The 15,597-nt window shown below is 59.2% G+C and carries 21 protein-coding genes; 11 read left to right on the top strand and 10 right to left on the bottom strand.

Going from position 1 to position 15,597, the window contains the following annotated elements; genetic code table 11:
- Positions 1-86: 86 nt before the first annotated feature.
- The 9 genes from hisG to D7241_RS15330 all read right to left on the bottom strand — a co-directional run bounded on the left by hisG (position 87) and on the right by D7241_RS15330 (position 6,068).
- Complete coding sequence (gene hisG, locus D7241_RS15370; protein ID WP_408102234.1) at positions 87-716, bottom strand: ATP phosphoribosyltransferase; 630 nt, start codon at positions 714-716, stop codon at positions 87-89.
- Between the two features lie 119 nt (positions 717-835).
- On the bottom strand, positions 836-2,101 hold the full coding sequence (gene murA / locus D7241_RS15365) for a UDP-N-acetylglucosamine 1-carboxyvinyltransferase (protein WP_217475177.1): 1,266 nt from the start codon (positions 2,099-2,101) through the stop codon (positions 836-838).
- Between the two features lie 102 nt (positions 2,102-2,203).
- Positions 2,204-2,443 (bottom strand): BolA family protein, encoded by a 240-nt coding sequence (locus tag D7241_RS15360; protein ID WP_255983162.1) that lies wholly within the window; start codon positions 2,441-2,443, stop codon positions 2,204-2,206.
- A 98-nt stretch (positions 2,444-2,541) separates the two neighbouring features.
- Positions 2,542-3,024 (bottom strand): phosphate-starvation-inducible protein PsiE, encoded by a 483-nt coding sequence (locus tag D7241_RS15355; RefSeq protein ID WP_408102233.1) that lies wholly within the window; start codon positions 3,022-3,024, stop codon positions 2,542-2,544.
- Positions 3,024-3,350, bottom strand: coding sequence for a lipid asymmetry maintenance protein MlaB (locus tag D7241_RS15350; protein WP_408102232.1), 327 nt, complete (start codon positions 3,348-3,350; stop codon positions 3,024-3,026). Before D7241_RS15350 ends, D7241_RS15355 begins: the two co-directional genes overlap by 1 nt.
- Complete coding sequence (locus D7241_RS15345) at positions 3,343-3,993, bottom strand: phospholipid-binding protein MlaC (protein ID WP_255983168.1); 651 nt, start codon at positions 3,991-3,993, stop codon at positions 3,343-3,345. The genes D7241_RS15350 and D7241_RS15345 overlap by 8 nt, the downstream gene beginning before the upstream one ends.
- 11 nt (positions 3,994-4,004) lie before the next feature.
- Positions 4,005-4,463: an outer membrane lipid asymmetry maintenance protein MlaD gene (gene mlaD / locus D7241_RS15340; protein WP_408102231.1), complete on the bottom strand. Its 459-nt coding sequence runs from the start codon at positions 4,461-4,463 to the stop codon at positions 4,005-4,007.
- A complete protein-coding gene (gene mlaE, locus D7241_RS15335; protein WP_255983172.1) occupies positions 4,463-5,260 on the bottom strand; it encodes a lipid asymmetry maintenance ABC transporter permease subunit MlaE in 798 nt (265 codons plus the stop codon). Before mlaE ends, mlaD begins: the two co-directional genes overlap by 1 nt.
- Complete coding sequence (locus D7241_RS15330; protein ID WP_408102230.1) at positions 5,253-6,068, bottom strand: ATP-binding cassette domain-containing protein; 816 nt, start codon at positions 6,066-6,068, stop codon at positions 5,253-5,255. Before D7241_RS15330 ends, mlaE begins: the two co-directional genes overlap by 8 nt.
- Positions 6,069-6,322: 254 nt before the next feature.
- On the opposite strand from D7241_RS15330, the gene D7241_RS15325 reads away from it, so the two are divergent.
- From D7241_RS15325 to D7241_RS15280, 10 genes are all read left to right on the top strand, one after another.
- Positions 6,323-7,303: a KpsF/GutQ family sugar-phosphate isomerase gene (locus D7241_RS15325; protein WP_408102229.1), complete on the top strand. Its 981-nt coding sequence runs from the start codon at positions 6,323-6,325 to the stop codon at positions 7,301-7,303.
- Positions 7,304-7,825, top strand: a complete 522-nt coding sequence (locus D7241_RS15320) for an HAD family hydrolase (protein WP_255983178.1) — start codon at positions 7,304-7,306, stop codon at positions 7,823-7,825. It begins immediately after the preceding gene.
- Positions 7,826-7,833: 8 nt separating this feature from the next.
- Positions 7,834-8,406: an LPS export ABC transporter periplasmic protein LptC gene (gene lptC / locus D7241_RS15315; RefSeq protein WP_255983180.1), complete on the top strand. Its 573-nt coding sequence runs from the start codon at positions 7,834-7,836 to the stop codon at positions 8,404-8,406.
- The gene (gene lptA / locus D7241_RS15310) at positions 8,393-8,941 is read left to right on the top strand and encodes a lipopolysaccharide transport periplasmic protein LptA (RefSeq protein WP_255983182.1); all 549 of its coding nucleotides are present in this window, start codon (positions 8,393-8,395) and stop codon (positions 8,939-8,941) included. Before lptC ends, lptA begins: the two co-directional genes overlap by 14 nt.
- Entirely contained in the window at positions 8,941-9,666 is a 726-nt protein-coding gene (gene lptB, locus D7241_RS15305; RefSeq protein ID WP_255983184.1) for an LPS export ABC transporter ATP-binding protein, read from the top strand. The genes lptA and lptB overlap by 1 nt, the downstream gene beginning before the upstream one ends.
- A gap of 148 nt (positions 9,667-9,814) precedes the next feature.
- Positions 9,815-11,326 (top strand): RNA polymerase factor sigma-54, encoded by a 1,512-nt coding sequence (locus tag D7241_RS15300; protein ID WP_408102228.1) that lies wholly within the window; start codon positions 9,815-9,817, stop codon positions 11,324-11,326.
- A 78-nt stretch (positions 11,327-11,404) separates the two neighbouring features.
- Positions 11,405-11,713, top strand: coding sequence for a ribosome hibernation-promoting factor, HPF/YfiA family (hpf, locus tag D7241_RS15295; protein WP_255983188.1), 309 nt, complete (start codon positions 11,405-11,407; stop codon positions 11,711-11,713).
- Positions 11,714-11,719: 6 nt separating this feature from the next.
- Entirely contained in the window at positions 11,720-12,184 is a 465-nt protein-coding gene (gene ptsN, locus D7241_RS15290) for a PTS IIA-like nitrogen regulatory protein PtsN (protein ID WP_255983190.1), read from the top strand.
- A 134-nt stretch (positions 12,185-12,318) separates the two neighbouring features.
- Positions 12,319-13,176, top strand: a complete 858-nt coding sequence (gene rapZ, locus D7241_RS15285) for an RNase adapter RapZ (RefSeq protein WP_408102227.1) — start codon at positions 12,319-12,321, stop codon at positions 13,174-13,176.
- Positions 13,177-13,184: 8 nt separating this feature from the next.
- Positions 13,185-13,457, top strand: a complete 273-nt coding sequence (locus D7241_RS15280) for an HPr family phosphocarrier protein (protein WP_408102226.1) — start codon at positions 13,185-13,187, stop codon at positions 13,455-13,457.
- Between the two features lie 95 nt (positions 13,458-13,552).
- On the opposite strand, the gene pmbA is transcribed toward D7241_RS15280, so the two are convergent.
- Positions 13,553-14,899 carry a metalloprotease PmbA gene (gene pmbA, locus D7241_RS15275; RefSeq protein ID WP_408102225.1) on the bottom strand — a complete coding sequence of 449 codons (1,347 nt, stop codon included), beginning with the start codon at positions 14,897-14,899 and terminating at the stop codon, positions 13,553-13,555.
- 107 nt (positions 14,900-15,006) lie between these two features.
- On the opposite strand from pmbA, the gene yjgA reads away from it, so the two are divergent.
- Complete coding sequence (gene yjgA, locus D7241_RS15270; RefSeq protein ID WP_408102224.1) at positions 15,007-15,528, top strand: ribosome biogenesis factor YjgA; 522 nt, start codon at positions 15,007-15,009, stop codon at positions 15,526-15,528.
- Positions 15,529-15,597 lie beyond the last annotated feature (69 nt).

Genomic DNA, 15,597 nt, shown 5'->3' with positions numbered 1-15,597 from the left:
ATTAACAAGCCAACCGCGTGGGCACCTGAAAATTTAGGTTATGACACGGATAGGCGGGCCGGGCTGCAGCGCAGACCGGAGGGTTCTCAACCGTGATGTTCGATCGCGCCCTGCAAGGCGTCGATTAATGCCTGGATGCGGGCGTGCTGCATTTTCATAGAGGCTTTGTTGACCACCAGGCGCGAACTGATCATGGCGATCAATTCCTGCGGCTCCAGGCCATTGGCACGCAGCGTATTGCCGGTGTCGACGACGTCGATGATCTTGTCCGCAAGCCCTACCAAGGGCGCTAGCTCCATCGAGCCGTAGAGCTTGATGATGTCGACCTGGCGGCCCTGCTCGGCGTAGTAGCGTTTGGCAACGTTAACGAACTTGGTCGCAACGCGCAGCCGGCCCTTTGGCTCTGCAGCACCGACCCGCCCTGCTGTCATCAGCTTACAGTTGGCGATTTTCAGATCCAGCGGCTCGTACAGGCCCTGCCCGTCGTATTCCATCAATACGTCCTTGCCCGCGACACCGAGATCCGCCGCGCCGTGCTCGACATAGGTCGGCACATCGGTGGCACGGACGATCAGCAAGCGCACGTCATCCTGCGTAGTCGGAATGATCAGCTTGCGGCTTTTTTCCGGATTCTCGGTGGGAACGATACCAGCCGCGGCGAGCAATGGCAGGGTGTCGTCGAGGATACGGCCTTTGGAAAGGGCGATGGTGAGCATGGACGGTTTGTTCCTTGAAGCCTATTGGTGGCGGCCGTGGCACAGGCATGGGCAGAGCCGGGTTGGCTCACCGGACCGGGTGTCGCCGCCCACAAGCTGGCGACTCCGGCCTGGTGGGACTAGCCCGGTACGCGGCGGATCTTGGCGCCCAGCAGCTGCAGCTTTTCTTCGATGCATTCGTAGCCGCGATCGATATGGTAGATACGATCGATCAGCGTATCGCCTTCGGCCACCAGACCGGCGATGACCAGACTCGCCGAGGCACGGAGGTCGGTCGCCATCACGGGAGCGCCCTTGAGCTTCGGTACACCGGTCACGATGGCAGTATTGCCTTCGACGAGTATCTGCGAGCCCATGCGGTTCATTTCGTACACGTGCATGAAGCGGTTCTCGAACACCGTCTCGATGACCGTGCCAGTGCCTTCGGCGACAGCGTTCATGGCGATGAACTGCGCCTGCATGTCGGTGGGGAATGCCGGATACGGCGCCGTACGGACGTTGACCGCTTTCGGCCGGTTGCCCTTCATATCCAGTTCGATCCAGTTGCTGCCGGTATCGATGTGAGCGCCAGCCTCCTCGAGCTTGTGCAATACAGCCTCGAGCAGCGTGGCATCGGTATCCTTGAGCTTTACGCGACCGCCGGTTGCGGCGGCGGCCACCAAATAGGTGCCCGTCTCGATGCGGTCCGGCATTACGCTGTAGCGCCCACCACCCAGACGCTTCACGCCGTCGATAACGATGGTGTCAGTTCCGGCGCCGGAGATTTGCGCACCCATGGCGTTGAGGAAGTTAGCCAGATCGACCACTTCCGGTTCACGCGCAGCGTTTTCCAGTACGCTACGACCGTTCGCCAGCGCCGCCGCCATCATGATGTTCTCGGTGCCGGTCACGCTGACGATATCGAAGAAGAAATGCGCGCCGCGCAGGCCGCCAGCCGGAGCCCGCGCCTTGATATAGCCACCTTCGACATCGATCTGGGCACCCATCGCTTCCAGACCGCGGATGTGCAGGTCGACTGGCCGCGAGCCGATGGCGCAACCACCCGGCAGGGCCACTTCCGCCTCGCCGAAGCGTGCCACCATCGGTCCGAGCACCAGAATCGAGGCGCGCATGGTCTTGACCAGCTCGTAAGGTGCCACCAGCGTCTGAATGCTGCTGGCGTCGACTTCAACGCTGAGTTTTTCGTCGATGACCGGTTGCACGCCCATGCGACCGAACAGTTCGATCATGGTGGTGATGTCATGCAGGTGCGGCAAGTTGCATACGGTTACCGGGGTATCGGCAAGCAAGGTAGCCGCCAGAATGGGCAGGGCCGAGTTCTTGGCGCCGGAGATGCGAATTTCGCCGTTTAGGCGGGCACCGCCGGTGATGATCAATTTATCCATGAATGTTCCCGTAACCCGCAGGCTCGAAGCACTGTCGAAGAGGAGCCGTACGCGGCTTCAGGGACTGCGCACTGGCTGAAATATGTCTATCGTGACCGGCAATCAGCTACGCGCAAGCCAGTCGGCACGGCTGAAGAACTTCATAGTGACGGCGTGGATGCTGCCGTCGCCGATCCAAGGATTCAGATGAGCATAAATCTGCTGCTGGCGCTTGACCGGGCTCAAGCCGGCCAACTCATCGCTAATCACGTTCAGCTGGAAGTTGCAGCCTTCGCCCTCGACTTCCACCTGAGCACCTGGAAGCTTCTCTTCCAGAAAATTCTTAACTTCTACAGCCTGCATGTTCAACCTCGATCGGCGCCGGACGCGCGCGGCCGGCCATCATACAAAAAAGCCCGAAGGCTGCGAACCCCGAACCCACGTGGGGTGACGAAGCTCACTCAGTCGAGCGTTTCCGCCTCGCTGTCACGCAAACGCTGAGGTCGGTTGCCAGCAGCTACCGCTGGAAATTTCGACGAGGCAAAACGAACAACCAGTATCGCCACTGCTAGCAGCAGGATCGCTCCGGAAATATAGACTACGCCCATGTCCGGACGGTGGTGGTGCGATACATCCGCGATCAGCAGACGAGTCAGCGCGGTGATAGCCACGTAGATAAGGAAGCGCACGGGCATATGGTTGGTCTTGAAGTAGATGCCAACCATCGCGCCGAGTTCTAGATAGATAAACAGCAGCAGAATGTCGTCGACGCTGATGCTGCCTTTCTCGATCATGCCCAGAAACGCCACCACCCCCGCCCAGGCGGTGACTGCACCAATAGCGAACAGCGCCAGATAATGAAAAGTTTCGACCAGAAGATTTCCCAGCGACTCGGCCACTGCATGAACTTTGCCGCGCATCGATTCAGCCCAGCGCAGTAGCATCAGCCCGCTTCCCGTGCTTCGTCTGTCAACGAAAGAACATTCAGCAGGCCAGACACCCTAGCAATTTCACGCATATCGCTGGGCATACCAACGATCTCCACCTCCCGGCCCGACCCGATTGCATCTCGACTAAAAGCCAGCAACAGGGAAAGCCCGACGCTGCTGGATTTCTCTACCGATGAGCAGTCGATCAGCAGCCGTTCGCCGTTACTCGCACGGATCAATGCCTGGCCGTCACGGCGTAAAGCCGGGCCGGACTGGTAATCGAGCACGCCGGAGAGCAGCAGCTCGCCGCCAGCGCCCATCTCGACACGCCCATCACTCATCGCCCGCCGCCTGCTGACCGGCTTCGGTGTCCTTGGCCCGCGCGACCACTTCGGCCCAGCCCTCGATGGTCTTGTCCAGATCGCCATTATTTTTCTGCATGGCGTCGGCGAACTGGTCACGGAACAACTTGCCGATGTTGATGCCATTGATGATCACATTTCGAACCAGCCATTCGCCGTTCTGATTGACCATGGTGTAGGAGACCGGATAGATCTCGCCCTGGCGACCCGTCACCTCCATGCCAACGCTGGTGCGCTCGGCATCCTGCTTGCCGCTCGCAGGTAGCACCCGGATCTGCTGATTGTCGTACTCCAGCAGGGCGTTGCCGTAGAACTGCATGAGGCTGCGCTTGAAGTTCTCCTGAAAGCGCTTCATCTGCTCAGGGCTGGCGCCGCGCGAGTACTTCACGGTCATGATGCTGCGGGAAATTCCTTCGGCATCGACCACCGAGCCGAGAATCTCGTTGAGCGAGTCGTAAAAGGCATTCGGATCCTGACGGTACTGCTCCTTGTTGGCCTTAAGGTCGGCGAGCAGTTCATCTGTGGTCCGCTCGATCACTTCATGGGCGCTCGGGGCCGCCTGAACCAGTAGAGGCAGGGCAGCGAGCAATACCAGCAAGCCGCGACGCAGGACAGTCATCATATGAACACTCCTCACTCTTTGTTTACCGAATTGAGTAGAAATTTGCCGATCAGGTCTTCCAGCACTAGCGACGACTGGGTATCGCGAATGGTATCGCCGTCTCCTAGCGTCTCTTCTTCGCCACCCACGCTGATGCCTACGTACTTCTCGCCCAGCAGCCCAGCGGTCAGAATCGACGCAGTGGAGTCGGCCGGCAGGATGTCGACATCCTTCTGCACTTCCAGCGTGACACGTCCGGTGTAGCTCTCGCGATCCAGGTCGATTGCGGTCACCGTGCCGATGGTCACGCCGGCCATGGTTACTTTGGATCTGACACTGAGACCGGCAATATTGTCGAAATAAGCGTAAAGCTTGTAGGTGTCGGTCCTATCGACGCTCAGCCCGCTGACCCGCAGCGATAGCAATAGCAGAGCCAGCACGCCCGCCAAAAGGAACAGGCCAACACCGATTTCCAGGGTGCGGATACGCATCAAAAATCTCCAAACATCAACGCGGTCAGAATAAAGTCGAGGCCGAGTACCGCCAGCGAGGCGTAGACCACGGTTCGGGTAGTGGCGCGACTGATCCCCTCGGAAGTCGGCTCGCAGTCGTAGCCCTGGAACACCGCGATCCAGGTGACTACCACGGCGAACACCATGCTCTTGATGACTCCATTGAGCACATCCGAGGTGAAGGTGACGCTGTTCTGCATATTGGCCCAGAACGAGCCTTCGTATACGCCAAGCCAATCCACCGCAACCATCGCACCGCCCCAGATGCCGACCACATTGAAAATCACGGTCAGCAACGGCAGCGAGATGAAACCGGCCCACAGCCGCGGCGCAATTATGTACTTCAGCGGATCGACGCCGATCATTTCCAGGCTGGACAGTTGTTCGGTGGATTTCATGTTGCCAATCTCGGCAGCCAGCGCCGACCCGGCGCGTCCGGCGAACAGCAGCGCGGTGACCACCGGCCCTAGCTCGCGCAGCAGCGTAAGGGCCACCATTTGCCCCACCGCCTGCTCGGATCCATAACTGTTGAGAATGCTATAGCCCTGCAGCGCCAACACCATCCCGATGAAAATTCCCGACACCACCACGATTGCCAGCGACAGCACCCCAACCGAGTAAAGCTGTCTGATCAGCAGAGAAAAGCGATTGCTCAAGCCGCTAGGGCCGAACAGCGCGTGGAATAGAAACAGCGTCGCGCGGCCCTGCGCGGCCACCACATTCATGCCGGCTTCACCGAGCAGACGGACTCGTTCGATCAAGGAGCGCTTACGCATCGGAGCCTCGCAACAGGTCGTCGGCATAGGCCGGTGCAGGGAAATGGAAAGGCACCGGGCCGTCTGCCGTGCCTCTCATGAACTGCTGGATACGTGGGCTGGCCGATTCGCGAAGCTCGGCAGGCGTACCCTGCCCGAGCACTTGGCCATCGCCAACCACATAGATGTAATCGGCAATGCTGGCGGTTTCGGCCAGATCGTGGGAAACCACGATACTGGTGATACCCAGCGCATCATTGAGCAGGCGAATCAACTGCACCAGAACGCCCATAGCAATGGGGTCCTGGCCAGCGAAGGGTTCGTCGTACATGAGTATCTGCGGGTCCAACGCGATAGCGCGCGCCAAAGCCACACGGCGCTTCATCCCACCGGATAGCTCATCAGGCATCAGCTCGATCGCACCCCGCAGCCCTACTGCCTGTAGCTTCATCAGCACGATGTCACGAATCATCTCTTCCGGCAGCTTGGTATGCACGCGCAACGGAAACGCAACGTTTTCAAATACATCGAGGTCGGTGAACAGCGCGCCGCTTTGAAACAGCACGCCCATTTGCTTGCGCATATCGAACAGCTCACGGCGCGACAGGGTCGGCAGGTTGGTTCCCGCCACCCAAACTTCGCCGCTGGCCGGCTTGAGTTGGGCCGCAATCAGGCGCAACAGTGTCGTCTTGCCGCAGCCGGACGGCCCCATGATGGCCGTTACCTTGCCTCGCGGTATGACAATATCGACGTTGTTGAAAATGCTCCGCTCCCCGCGCTTGAAGGTGACACCCTTCAGCTCGACGGCGTTAGCGTTGGCGGCGCTCATTGGCTCTCCTTGGCTACAGTCTGCGAATCAGACGCCCCCCAGCTTTCCGGAGATACTTCGCGGCGACCATTTTCGGCGGCGAACTATAGCACCGCGCTGCCAAGCGCCCCAACACGCGACTGTGTCGGCGCATGAGCGAGCACATGTCACTCAGCGAGGGTTTAGCTTCGCAAGCGGCTATTCGGAACTGCAGCTTTTCGGTGAGCGGCGATCGGTTTGCCGTTATAATCCCGCGTTTTAATTCAGACGATGACGTGAACATGAGCCAGAGCAGCCAGTTGATCGAGACTGCCCAGCGCACTATCCGCATGGAGATAGACGCGGTCGAAGAACTCAAGACCCGCATCGACGAGCAATTCGTTAAGGCTTGCGAGCTTATCCTCCACTGCAAAGGACGCGTCGTCGTGGTTGGCATGGGCAAATCGGGCCATATCGGCAACAAGATTGCCGCCACCCTCGCCAGCACTGGCACCACCGCATTCTTCGTTCACCCGGCCGAAGCCAGTCATGGCGACATGGGCATGATTACCCGAGACGACGTGGTCCTCGCCCTGTCCAACTCGGGCTCCACCAGCGAAATAGTGACACTGCTACCGCTGATCAAGCGCCTCGGCATCACCCTGATCAGCATGACCGGCAACCCCGATTCGGTGCTCGCCAAGGCGGCGGCGGTCAACCTCGACGCGAGCGTCGCCATCGAAGCCTGCCCACTAAATCTCGCGCCCACCTCCTCGACCACCGTCAGCCTAGTACTCGGTGACGCCCTAGCGATCGCCCTTCTGGAAGCGCGCGGCTTCACCGCGGAAGATTTCGCTTTTTCGCACCCTGGCGGCGCACTTGGTCGGCGTTTGCTGCTCAAAGTGGAGCACGTCATGCATTCGGGCGACCGCCTGCCCCAGATCACCCGCGGTACTTCTCTACGCGATGCGCTGCTTGAGATGACTCAGAAGGGTCTCGGCATGACCGTGGTCATAGAAGGCAACGGCAGCCTGGCCGGAGTATTCACTGACGGCGACCTGCGACGCACTTTGGATAAAGGCATCGATGTACGCCAGGCCACTATCGACCAAGTGATGACCCTCCACGGCAAGACAGCCAACGCCGACATGCTTGCCGCCGAAGCCCTGAAAATAATGGAAGACAACAAAATCAGTGCGCTGGTGGTGGTCGACGACAACGACCGCCCCATCGGCGCTCTGAACATGCATGATCTGTTGCGCGCAGGAGTGATGTAAGTGAACGATTTACTGCGGCGCGCCCGTAATATTCGGCTGGCTATTTTCGACGTCGACGGCGTACTGACGGACGGCAAGCTGTACTTCCTGGTCGATGGCAGCGAGTTCAAAACCTTTAACACGCTCGACGGTCACGGCATCAAGATGTTGATCAATTCCGGCGTGCGCACCGCAATAATCAGTGGTCGTAAAACACCTGTGGTCGAACGCCGCGCGCAGAACCTGGGTATCCAGCATCTCTATCAGGGACGCGAGGACAAGCTGGTGGTCCTCGATGAGCTGCTCGCCGAACTCGGAATCGACTACGCTGAAGTCGCCTATCTAGGTGATGATCTGCCCGACCTACCGGTGATCCGCCGGGTGGGCCTGGGCATGGCCGTCGCCAGCGCCGATGCGTTCGTTCGCCAGCACGCTCACGGGGTCACCAGCGCCCGCGGCGGCGAAGGCGCCGCGCGGGAGTTCTGCGAACTGATCATGCGCGCCCAAGGCAACCTTGAAGCCGCTCAGGCTGCCTATCTCTAGAGGTTTCAATGCTGAGCCGAATCCGTTTCCCTGCCATCCTGCTGTTGATTGCATTACTCCTGGTAGCAGTCGGCTACTGGAACATTCGCCCGGAAAGCTTCATGCAGGAACCGGCTGCGGCCACAGGTGAGGAATCGCCGATCGACTTTTACGTAATCAACTCCAGAACCGTCCAGTACCAGCCGGATGGCAAGCGTAATTACGAACTGTCTGCGGAGAAAGTGGAGCACGTCAAGGCCAGCGATGTAAGTCTGCTGACCCGACCCGATCTGCATTCTTATCGCGGCACCGAGCTGCCATGGCATGTGACTAGCGAGCGCGGCGAAGTCGGCCCGCAGGGTGTGGAAGTGGAGCTGATCGATGATGTCAGGATCGAACGCAACGATGCCAAGGGACGTCCGACAATCATTACCACCAGCAGAATGACGGTGCTCCCCGAGAAGGATTATGCCGAGACCCGCCAACCCGTTAGAATCGTCGCCGCAAATGGTGTGACCACTGCCACGGGCATGAAAGCGTATCTGAATGAAGGCAGGATGCTCCTGCTATCCAACGTAAGAGGCCAGCATGAGCTGCGTTAAGACCCTCCCCTTTTTGTTCGGCTTGAGCATTTTTCTGTTCGGCTCGAACGCCCATGCGCTTCCCGAAGACCGTAACCAGCCGATCCGCGTCCAGGCCGACACCGCGGAGCTGGACGATCGACAGGGCGTTGCCGTATATCGCGGCGATGTGGTCATTACCCAGGGCACCATGAAGATCACCGGCGACACCGTCACGATCACCCAAAACGAGAATGGCGATGTCGAGGTTTTCACCTCCATTGGCAAACCCGCGTACTACGAGCAGAAGCCGGCGGTGGACAAGGAAATCGTCAAGGCGTATGGACTGACCATCCAATATTTCGCAGCTAACGAGCGCATCGTCCTGATCGATCAGGCGAAAGTCGTCCAGGAAGGCAACACCTTCGAAGGCGAGAAGATTGTCTATGACACCCAGCGCCAGATCGTCAACGCCGGCCGAGCCACCAATACCGACGTAACCACCCCGCGCCCTCGCGTGGACATGGTCATCCAGCCGCGCAGCAAAGACCAGCCGGCAGCGGAGCAGACCGAGTAATGGCGATTCTCAAAGCCCAGCATTTGGCAAAAAGCTACAAGAGCCGTCAGGTCGTGCGTGATGTAAGCCTGTCCATCGAGAGCGGTCAGATTGTCGGTTTGCTTGGGCCGAACGGCGCCGGCAAGACCACCTGCTTCTATATGATCGTCGGGCTGGTAAAAGCCGATCAGGGACGCGTGTTGATCGATGAACAGGATGTCACCCACCTGCCCATGCATGGCCGCGCCCGCGCCGGTATCGGCTATCTTCCACAGGAAGCGTCGATTTTTCGCAAGCTATCGGTGTCCGACAACATCATGGCGATTCTCGAAACCCGCAAGGATCTGGATCGCAGCGGTCGCCAGCAGGCGCTGGAAAGCCTACTGCAGGAGTTCCACATCAACCACATCCGTGACAGTCTCGGCATGAGCCTGTCCGGAGGCGAGCGGCGTCGCGTCGAGATTGCCCGTGCACTCGCCACCGCCCCTAAATTCATCCTTCTCGACGAGCCCTTTGCCGGTGTCGACCCGATCTCGGTCGGCGACATCAAGCAGATCATCCATCACCTGAAGGCCAAGGGCATCGGCGTACTCATCACCGATCACAACGTGCGCGAAACGCTGGACATCTGCGAAACCGCTTACATCGTCAACGATGGCCAGCTGATCGCGGAAGGTGACGCGGAGGCGATCCTGGCCAACCAACTGGTCAAGGAAGTCTACCTCGGACACGAATTCCGTCTCTGAAACCGATTTTTCCGCTCACACCGTCGCCCGGGACTAGGCAAAGGCTTCATTCGCAGGCATATAATTTGCTTACATCGGGCGTGCACAGCGCCAGCGAAATCGGAACAGGCGCGGTTGCGCCGGCAAATAAGGTTCGAAGTCCTCTGCCATGAAACCATCGCTAGTCCTGAAGATGGGCCAGCAGCTGACGATGACACCGCAGCTGCAACAAGCCATACGATTGCTCCAGTTATCCACGCTCGATCTCCAACAGGAGATACAAGAGGCGCTGGACTCCAACCCCATGCTCGAGCGCGAAGAGGACGGAGACGACTTCGACAACTCCGATCCGATGGCCGAGTCGGTCGAGAAGAAACCCGAGAGCAGCACCTCGACCGAGCAGGACACGCCTGACAATCATCACGAAGAACCCGTCAATACGGTGGAAAACCTTGAAGAAGGCGATTGGGGTGATCGCATTCCTGATGAACTTCCGGTCGACACCGCGTGGGAAGACATCTACCAGACCAGCGCCAGCAGCCTGCCCAGCAGTGACGACGACGAGTGGGACTTCACCACCCGCACCTCCGCCGGCGAAAGCCTACAAAGTCATCTGCTCTGGCAGCTCAATCTTGCGCCAATGAGCGACACCGACCGCCTCATCGCCGTAACCCTGATCGATTGCATTAACCCACAGGGCTACCTCGACGAAACCCTTGAGGAGGTACTCGAGTCGTTCGACCCCGAGCTGGAAATCGAACTCGATGAAATCGAGGTCGTGCTGCGCCGAATCCAGCAGTTCGAGCCCGCCGGCATCGGCGCGCGCGACTTGCGCGAATGCCTGCTGCTGCAATTGCGCCAGCTACCCGAGCGAACGCCTTGGCTGAGGGAAGCGGTACGCCTCGTGAGTGATCATCTGGAGACACTCGGCAGCCGTGACTATAACCTTCTGATGCGCCGTATGAAGCTCAAGGAGGATGAGCTGCGCCAGGTGGTGGACCTGATCCAGACGCTTAACCCCCGCCCCGGCTCACAGATCGAAGCGAGCGAACCGGAATACGTCGTGCCAGACGTAATCGTGCGCAAGCACAACGATCGCTGGCTGGTGGAATTGAACCAGGATGCGATGCCGCGCCTGCGGGTGAATGCTCAGTACGCCGGCTTCGTCAAACGCGCCGACTCCAGCGCCGACAACACCTTCATGCGTAACCAGTTGCAGGAAGCACGCTGGTTCATCAAGAGCCTGCTCAGCCGCAACGAGACGCTGATGAAGGTCGCCACGCAGATCGTGGAACATCAGCGCGGCTTCCTTGATCACGGCGATGAAGCCATGAAACCGCTGGTGCTGCATGACATCGCCGAAGCGGTAGGCATGCATGAATCGACGATTTCACGCGTCACGACACAGAAGTTCATGCATACCCCTCGTGGAATCTACGAGCTGAAATATTTCTTCTCAAGCCACGTCAGCACGGCCGAAGGCGGCGAATGCTCATCCACCGCCATCCGCGCGATCATCAAGAAGCTGGTGGCGGCGGAAAACCTGAAAAAGCCATTGAGCGATAGCAAGATCGCTGGTTTACTGGAGGCACAGGGTATTCAAGTTGCACGCCGCACCGTCGCGAAGTACCGCGAATCATTAGGTATCGCGCCGTCCAGCGAGCGTAAGCGGTTGTTGTAATGCCAGGCGACCTGGTCGATCTCTTCCGGTGGCGGGCGCGCAGCCTGTCAATTCGCACGTGGCAAAAGGAGATGCAGTATGCAAGTCAACATCACTGGCCTTCACCTGGAAATCACAGAAGCCCTGCGTGACTACGTCGAGGAGAAATTCGAGCGACTGGAAAGACATTTCGATCGCATCATTGCCGTTCAGGTGATTCTGCAGGTCGAGAAGCTCAGGCAGAAAGCCGAAGCCACGCTGCACGTTGCCGGTCGCGAAGTCGTCGCCAACGCAGAACATGAAGACATGTACGCTTCCATAGACCTGCTTGCCGACAAGCTCGACCGGCAGCTCATCAAGCACAAAGAAAAACAGCTCGACCATAACCAGGGTGCTCTCGCTCGCTGACCCATCATGATCCGAATCGAAAATATCCTGACCCCCGGACGTTCCTTGGTGAACGTACCGGGTGGCAGTAAGAAACGCGTCCTGGAACAGATCGCCAAAGTAATTGGCCAAGACCTGCCAGACCTTGATCCTCAGACCATCTTCGAAAGCCTCATTGCCCGCGAAAAGCTCGGCTCTACCGGCTTCGGCAACGGTATCGCCATCCCGCATTGCCGCATGCCCGGCTGCGTGTCGCCGCTCAGCGCGGTGCTACGGCTCGACGCACCGGTTGACTTCGACGCCATCGACGGCGCGCCGGTCGATTTGCTTTTCGTACTGCTGGTACCGGCAGCGGCGACGGACGAACACCTCGAACTGCTTCGTCAGATCGCCAGCATGCTGGACCGTGAGGAAGTGCGTGAGCGCCTGCGCAGAGCCACCACCGGGCAGGACCTGTATCAGACCGTCGTCGATATTCAGAGCGGTAATTAGCGCAACGGCATGGCTGTTCGCCCCGCGTAAAGTGAGGAAAGAGACGTGTCCGTAACCTGCCAATTCTCAACCCAGCAGCGCATGCAGCATGGTTCGCGTGTTCGAGCCCGCCCCCTGACAAACCTCGCTCCGCAATGCGCCTGATCATCGTCAGTGGCCGTTCCGGGTCAGGCAAGAGCACGGCACTCAATGTGCTCGAGGACAACGGCTTTTATTGCATCGACAACCTTCCCGCCGGGCTTCTGCCAGAGCTGGCGGAGCGAGCATTGCTGCACACCGAACTGCTACACCCGCAGGTCGCTGTCTCCATAGATGCACGCAACCTGCCAAGTCAGCTGAAGCGCTTTCCCGAGCTGCTTGACGAGGTTCGTGCTCGGCACATTCAGTGCGACGTGCTGTATCTAGATGCGGCGGACGAGACGTTGCTCAAGCGCTTCTCGGAAACTCGGCGGCGGCACCCGCTGACGAATGAAAACCGCTCATTGGCCGAGGCCATCCATGACGAGGAGCTATTGCTCGCTCCGATCATCGACCATGCCGACCTGACGCTCGATACGACAAACCTCAACCTCTACCAACTGCGAGATACGCTGAAACTGCGTCTGCTGAACAAGCCTGAACCGGGGACCGCGTTCCTCTTCGAGTCCTTTGGCTTTAAACGCGGCATGCCGGTGGATGCCGACCTGGTATTCGATGTGCGTTGCCTACCTAATCCGTACTGGAAAGCCGAATTACGAGATTTTTCCGGACTGGATCAGCCCGTCGTCGACTACCTCGCCATGCAGACCGATGTTGAAGAGATGTTCCAGGACATCTTTGTCTATCTGAACAAATGGCTGCCGCGGTTCGCCGCCAGCAATCGCGCCTATGTCACCGTTGCCATCGGCTGTACCGGCGGGCACCACCGTTCGGTCTATCTGGCGGAGCGACTCGGCCAGGCACTGCGCGAGCCCCTGAAGAACGTTCAGGTGCGCCACCGAGACCTGGCTTAGGAATCCACATGCCGTCTTGCGAAATCACCATCATCAACAAACTGGGCCTGCACGCCCGTGCGGCAGCCAAGTTCGTTGGCGTTGCCAACCAGTTTCCCTGCAATGTCCGCGTCGGGCGCTGCCCGGCCAGCCTGATCGACGGCAAGAGCATCATGGCGGTGATGATGCTCGCCGCGAGCAAAGGCACTACCCTCCATCTGCACGCCGACGGCGAACAAGAACAGGAGGCGATCGATGCGCTGATCGCACTGATCGAAGACTATTTTGAGGAAGGGGAATAAAGCAGCTGCAAGATAATCAGTATGCAGGCGAGCGCCGAGAGACAGTAAAGCGCTTACGCTTCCACTTGTTGCCAGCAGCTTGAAACCTGCTGCCGCTACTGCCCCGCCACCTTCATTCGCTCGATCAGCACCGAGCCGGCGTGAATGCTACTGCGTGTCTCGACATCGCAGCCCACCGCGACGATCTGCCGGAACATATCGCGCAGGTTGCCAGCAATCGTAACTTCCTGGACCGGGAACTGGATCTCGCCGTTTTCCACCCAGAACCCGCCAGCACCGCGCGAATAGTCGCCGGTAACCAGATTCAAGCCCTGCCCCATCAATTCGGTAACCAGCAGCCCGCGGCCCATGCGACGGATCAGTGCCGCCTGGTCCTCATCACCGTGGGATACGAAGAGGTTATGCACCCCGCCAGCATTGGCCGTGCTTGGCATCCCGAGCTTGCGCCCGGAGTAGGTACCCAACACATAGGACAAGAGCTTGCCGTTCTCAACGAACGGCTTGGCGTAGGTCGCCAAACCATCGCCGTCATAAGCCGAACTGGCCAGCCCGCGCCGCAGGTGCGGGCGCTCGTCTAAGGTCAGCCACTCGGGGAACAGCGTTTGCCCCAGCGAGCCTTCTAGGTAAGACGCCTTGCGATAAAGATTGCCACCGGAAATCGCCGCGAGAAAATGGCCGAACAGACCAGTCGCCAGCTCCGACGAAAACAATACCGGGACATCACACGTCGGCACGGGGCGGGCGCCGAGGCGGCGAACGGCACGTTCTGCGGCACGTCGACCGATCGACTCGGGACCGGCCAGATCACTGGCGATGCGGCTGACATCGTAATGATAGTCGCGCTGCATCTGCCCCTCGGCCTCGGCGATCATCACGCAACTCAGGCTGTGGCGAGTGCTGCAGTAGGCACCAATGAAACCGTTGCTATTGCCATAGCCGCGGCATCCCTGATGAGTGCTAAGGCTGGTGCCATCGGCATTGAGGATACGGCTGTCGGTTGCGAACGCTGCCGCCTCACAACGGAGTGCCAGCTCGACAGCCTCATCAGGGGAGATATCCCAAGGATGATAAAGATCCAGATTCGGTGTGTCTTTCGCCATCAGAGCCGGATCGGCGAGCCCGGCGAATTCATCCTCCGAAGCATGCTTGGCGATCGCCAGCGCCGCCGCCACGGTTTCGCGAATCGCCTCGTCGCCGCCGCCCGTGGTGCTCGCCGATCCTTTACGTTGCCCGACGTACAGCGTAATGCCGAAACCTTGATCACGATTGAACTCGACCGTCTCCACTTCCCGCTGGCGAACCGTGGTGGACAGGCCTTGCTCCATCGAGACGGATACTTCGCAAGCGCTGGCGCCCTGCCGGCTGGCCTCTTCGATGATGCGTGCGACCTTTTCGCGTAATCCGGGCAACGCGTGCGGACCGATCCCCTCTACTTCACTCATAAAACACTCCAAACCACAGATTCGATCAATCGCAGCCAGCGAGGCGCAGCTGAGCTGCATAGCAAGGCTGCTGTTATCATGGCGGCATTTCCTACTGGACCAGCCCCATGTCTGATATTTCCGATCTCGACGACTTCGAGGAAAAAAGCAAAACCCAGGTCAAGCGAGAGCTGCATGCACTTCAGGACCTCGGTGAGCGCCTCACCACTTTCAAATCCGACGTGCTTGATCGCCTCCCGCTCACCGACGCCTTACGCAAGGCGTTGGCCGATGCGCCGAAGCACACAGCGAATATCGCGCGCAAACGCCACCTGCAATACATCGGCAAACTGATGCGCGACCAGGATATCGAAGGCATCCTGGCGCTGGTCGACCAACTCGACGCGTCCACCCGCCAGTACAACGAACGCTTCCATGCATTGGAACGTTGGCGCGACCGCCTGATCGCCGGTAACGACGAAACCCTCGAAGCCTTCGTTACCGAATATCCCGACACTGACCGCCAGCAGCTGCGCAGCCTGATCCGCCATGCCCAGCACGAAGCTGCGCGGAACAAGCCGCCAGCTGCCAGCCGCAAAATTTTCAAATACATCCGCGGACTGGACGAGACACAGCGCGGGCTGCGCTGAAAAAGAGCTGCCCGCAACGTGCTCGCTGCGATTGGTCCGCAATTCGTGTCGCGTCGGATGGCTGCTTTG

Origin of the sequence: Stutzerimonas sp. VN223-3, assembly GCF_045999685.1 — a bacterium.
Lineage (GTDB): Bacteria > Pseudomonadota > Gammaproteobacteria > Pseudomonadales > Pseudomonadaceae > Stutzerimonas > Stutzerimonas stutzeri_AR.
The sequence above is the reverse complement of the archived record's forward strand: the minus strand, read 5'-3'. Positions and strand labels throughout refer to the sequence as shown.

Excerpts from the sequence above, each read along its gene's own strand:
- hisG (WP_408102234.1), bottom strand. The coding sequence starts at position 716 with ATGCTCACCATCGCCCTTTCCAAAGGCCGTATCCTCGACGACACCCTG.
- murA (WP_217475177.1), bottom strand. The coding sequence starts at position 2,101 with ATGGATAAATTGATCATCACCGGCGGTGCCCGCCTAAACGGCGAAATT.
- D7241_RS15360 (WP_255983162.1), bottom strand. The coding sequence starts at position 2,443 with ATGCAGGCTGTAGAAGTTAAGAATTTTCTGGAAGAGAAGCTTCCAGGT.
- D7241_RS15355 (WP_408102233.1), bottom strand. The coding sequence starts at position 3,024 with ATGCTACTGCGCTGGGCTGAATCGATGCGCGGCAAAGTTCATGCAGTG.
- D7241_RS15350 (WP_408102232.1), bottom strand. The coding sequence starts at position 3,350 with ATGAGTGATGGGCGTGTCGAGATGGGCGCTGGCGGCGAGCTGCTGCTC.
- D7241_RS15345 (WP_255983168.1), bottom strand. The coding sequence starts at position 3,993 with ATGATGACTGTCCTGCGTCGCGGCTTGCTGGTATTGCTCGCTGCCCTG.
- mlaD (WP_408102231.1), bottom strand. The coding sequence starts at position 4,463 with ATGCGTATCCGCACCCTGGAAATCGGTGTTGGCCTGTTCCTTTTGGCG.
- mlaE (WP_255983172.1), bottom strand. The coding sequence starts at position 5,260 with ATGCGTAAGCGCTCCTTGATCGAACGAGTCCGTCTGCTCGGTGAAGCC.
- D7241_RS15330 (WP_408102230.1), bottom strand. The coding sequence starts at position 6,068 with ATGAGCGCCGCCAACGCTAACGCCGTCGAGCTGAAGGGTGTCACCTTC.
- lptC (WP_255983180.1), top strand. The coding sequence starts at position 7,834 with ATGCTGAGCCGAATCCGTTTCCCTGCCATCCTGCTGTTGATTGCATTA.
- lptA (WP_255983182.1), top strand. The coding sequence starts at position 8,393 with ATGAGCTGCGTTAAGACCCTCCCCTTTTTGTTCGGCTTGAGCATTTTT.
- lptB (WP_255983184.1), top strand. The coding sequence starts at position 8,941 with ATGGCGATTCTCAAAGCCCAGCATTTGGCAAAAAGCTACAAGAGCCGT.
- D7241_RS15300 (WP_408102228.1), top strand. The coding sequence starts at position 9,815 with ATGAAACCATCGCTAGTCCTGAAGATGGGCCAGCAGCTGACGATGACA.
- hpf (WP_255983188.1), top strand. The coding sequence starts at position 11,405 with ATGCAAGTCAACATCACTGGCCTTCACCTGGAAATCACAGAAGCCCTG.
- ptsN (WP_255983190.1), top strand. The coding sequence starts at position 11,720 with ATGATCCGAATCGAAAATATCCTGACCCCCGGACGTTCCTTGGTGAAC.
- rapZ (WP_408102227.1), top strand. The coding sequence starts at position 12,319 with ATGCGCCTGATCATCGTCAGTGGCCGTTCCGGGTCAGGCAAGAGCACG.
- D7241_RS15280 (WP_408102226.1), top strand. The coding sequence starts at position 13,185 with ATGCCGTCTTGCGAAATCACCATCATCAACAAACTGGGCCTGCACGCC.
- pmbA (WP_408102225.1), bottom strand. The coding sequence starts at position 14,899 with ATGAGTGAAGTAGAGGGGATCGGTCCGCACGCGTTGCCCGGATTACGC.
- yjgA (WP_408102224.1), top strand. The coding sequence starts at position 15,007 with ATGTCTGATATTTCCGATCTCGACGACTTCGAGGAAAAAAGCAAAACC.